The 2331-nt window shown below is 50.7% G+C and carries 3 protein-coding genes; all 3 read left to right on the forward strand.

Annotated elements, in window-relative coordinates; genetic code table 11:
- Nucleotides 1-73 precede the first annotated feature (73 nt).
- The 3 genes from tnpA (at nt 74) to tnpC (ending at nt 2304) form a co-directional block, all read left to right on the forward strand.
- Nucleotides 74-373 (forward strand): IS66 family insertion sequence element accessory protein TnpA, encoded by a 300-nt coding sequence (gene tnpA / locus LRP50_RS25105; protein ID WP_274167125.1) that lies wholly within the window; start codon nt 74-76, stop codon nt 371-373.
- Entirely contained in the window at nt 370-714 is a 345-nt protein-coding gene (gene tnpB, locus LRP50_RS25110; RefSeq protein WP_274167126.1) for an IS66 family insertion sequence element accessory protein TnpB, read from the forward strand. The genes tnpA and tnpB overlap by 4 nt, the downstream gene beginning before the upstream one ends.
- 87 nt (nt 715-801) lie before the next feature.
- On the forward strand, nt 802-2304 hold the full coding sequence (tnpC, locus tag LRP50_RS25115) for an IS66 family transposase (RefSeq protein WP_274167127.1): 1503 nt from the start codon (nt 802-804) through the stop codon (nt 2302-2304).
- Nucleotides 2305-2331: the final 27 nt, after the last annotated feature.

Consider the following 2331-nt stretch of genomic DNA (forward strand, 5'->3'; position numbering starts at 1 on the left):
GTAAGCGGTTAATAAACCCCACATACCAATAATACACGTGCTTTGACATAGTGCCTTTTTCATCGGAGGCACTATGAACCAAGAGCAAAAACGCGCCCATTGGGCAGCAGTTGTTGAGCAACAAAAACAAAGCCCGCTATCCATCAAGCAATTCTGTGCAGACAGCGGCATCAGTTATCAAACCTTCTACTATTGGTCTAAGCGATTGCGTTCTCCTGACGCGACGCAGACACTTCAGCCTATCATTTTCAATGAACATGACGATACGCAAGCTGAGTCGGTGATCATTACCTTTGCCAATGGTATTCGCGCTGAGTTACCAACAACACTGAGTGCCGCTCAGATCAAACACTGGGTGGATGCCTTGCAATGACCCCCTCTGGCAAGGTCTTTCTGGTCTCCGGTGTCACCGACATGCGAAAGTCTATCGATGGCCTGTCGCTGATTGTCGCCGAGCAGCTTGAAATGGATCCGTTCAGCGAAGCCTGGTTTATCTTCTGTAATCGGGGACGAGATAAACTCAAAATCCTCTTTTGGGATACCAACGGTTTTTGGCTTTACTATCGTCGATTGGAAAAAGGAACCTTCAAGTGGCCACATCCCAATCCTCTCGGCGTTATTGCCATCAGCAAGCCCCAGCTTTATTGGCTGCTATCTGGATTATCACTGGAGAACAACAAAGCCCATCGCCCCCTCAGTGGGCTAGAAGTGTGACGCTTGATACTGATCGTCATATTGCGCTTGAACGATCCGTTTTAGACGTCACACTGGGCATCATTCAGTGCTGTAAAATGATGCCCAATGACCGACTTTCCCGATGATATTGAAAAACTTAAAGCCATGCTTCTTGCCAAAGATGCCTTGTTGCAGGCCAAAGAGGAGGAAGTCGCTGCCCTGAAAACCCAAGTGCAATTACTGGTTGAGCAACTCAATCTCAGTAAATCCAAGCGCTTCGCCTCCCAAAGCGAAAAAGTCGCCAAAGGGACGTTCAACGAAGCCGAGCAACAGAATGCGTTGCCCAAGCCTTCCACCGAACGCGGTAAGACGGGTCGAAAACCGTTGCCCGCCGACCTTGAACGTGAAGTGCAAATCCACACCCTCAATGCCCCATATTGCGACTGTTGTGATGCGCCCTTGCATGAATGCGGCAAAGAAGTCAGTGAAACGTTGAAAATCCTGCCACAGCGAGTCAGTGTGATCCGCCATGAGCGCACCAAATATGCCTGCCGTCAGTGCGAGCAGACGGCAGAGACCAGCAAGGTCATCACCGCACCGAAGCCAGCGAGCATGATCCCCAAAAGCCTCGGCAGTGCGGAGGCCTTTGCTGCCGTGGTCACCGCCAAATACGTAGATGCACTGCCGCTTTACCGTCAGGTTGATATCCTCAACCGCTCCGGCATCGATATCAGCCGCGCCACTTTGGCCAACTGGTGTGTACAGCTTGGCAGCAAAGTGCAGGTCATCATCGATACGATGAAAGCGCAGCTCTTACAAGAAATACTCATCTGCGCGGATGAAACCACGGTGCAAGTGCTCAGAGAGGAAGACAAACAAGCACAATCCAAATCCTACATGTGGGTTTATCGCAGTGGCGAGTACACGGAACACCCCGTGGTTATTTACGCGTATCAACCCAGTCGAGCGGGCGCCTGTGTGCGTGAGTTCCTCGGTGATTACACCGGCTATCTGCTATCAGATGGTTATAGTGCTTACGACACACTGAAAGACGTGACACAAGCCGCCTGCATGGCGCATGTCCGCCGTAAATTTACCGACGCGCAAAAAGCGTCACCGTCAACGAAAGCAGGGAAACCGGAGAAAGCCCTGACCTTCATCGGCAAACTTTACGGTATTGAAAAGCGAGCGAAAGGACTGTCTGCTGAAGCACGCCAACAGCTTAGAGTGCAAGAAAGTCTGCCCATTCTGAATGATTTTAAAGCGTGGCTAGATAGTCAGCATGTGTTACCCAAAGGTGCATTGGGTAAAGCGATAAGCTACGCCCAAAATCAGTGGCCCAAGCTGCTGACCTTCCTTGATGATGGCCACATCAGCATTGACAATAATGTGACGGAGCGGGATATCCGGCCGTTCACGACAGGCCGAAAAAACTGGATGTTCTCAACCTCAGTCGGTGGAGCGAAAGCCAGTGCCAATCTGTACAGTCTGGTGATGACGTGTCGAGCCAATGACATCAATCCGTATTATTACTTCCGGCATCTGTTTACAGCGTTGCCGACGCGTTCGCTTACCGATGATATGACGGATCTGATGCCGTGGAATGTTGATCTCAGTGGCATCGAGTAGGACTTCACCGGTTCATTAACCGCTTAC

Source organism: Enterovibrio gelatinilyticus (genome assembly GCF_028683095.1).
Lineage (GTDB): Bacteria > Pseudomonadota > Gammaproteobacteria > Enterobacterales > Vibrionaceae > Enterovibrio > Enterovibrio gelatinilyticus.

Excerpts from the sequence above, each read along its gene's own strand:
- tnpB (WP_274167126.1), top strand. The coding sequence starts at position 370 with ATGACCCCCTCTGGCAAGGTCTTTCTGGTCTCCGGTGTCACCGACATG.
- tnpC (WP_274167127.1), top strand. The coding sequence starts at position 802 with ATGACCGACTTTCCCGATGATATTGAAAAACTTAAAGCCATGCTTCTT.
- tnpA (WP_274167125.1), top strand. The coding sequence starts at position 74 with ATGAACCAAGAGCAAAAACGCGCCCATTGGGCAGCAGTTGTTGAGCAA.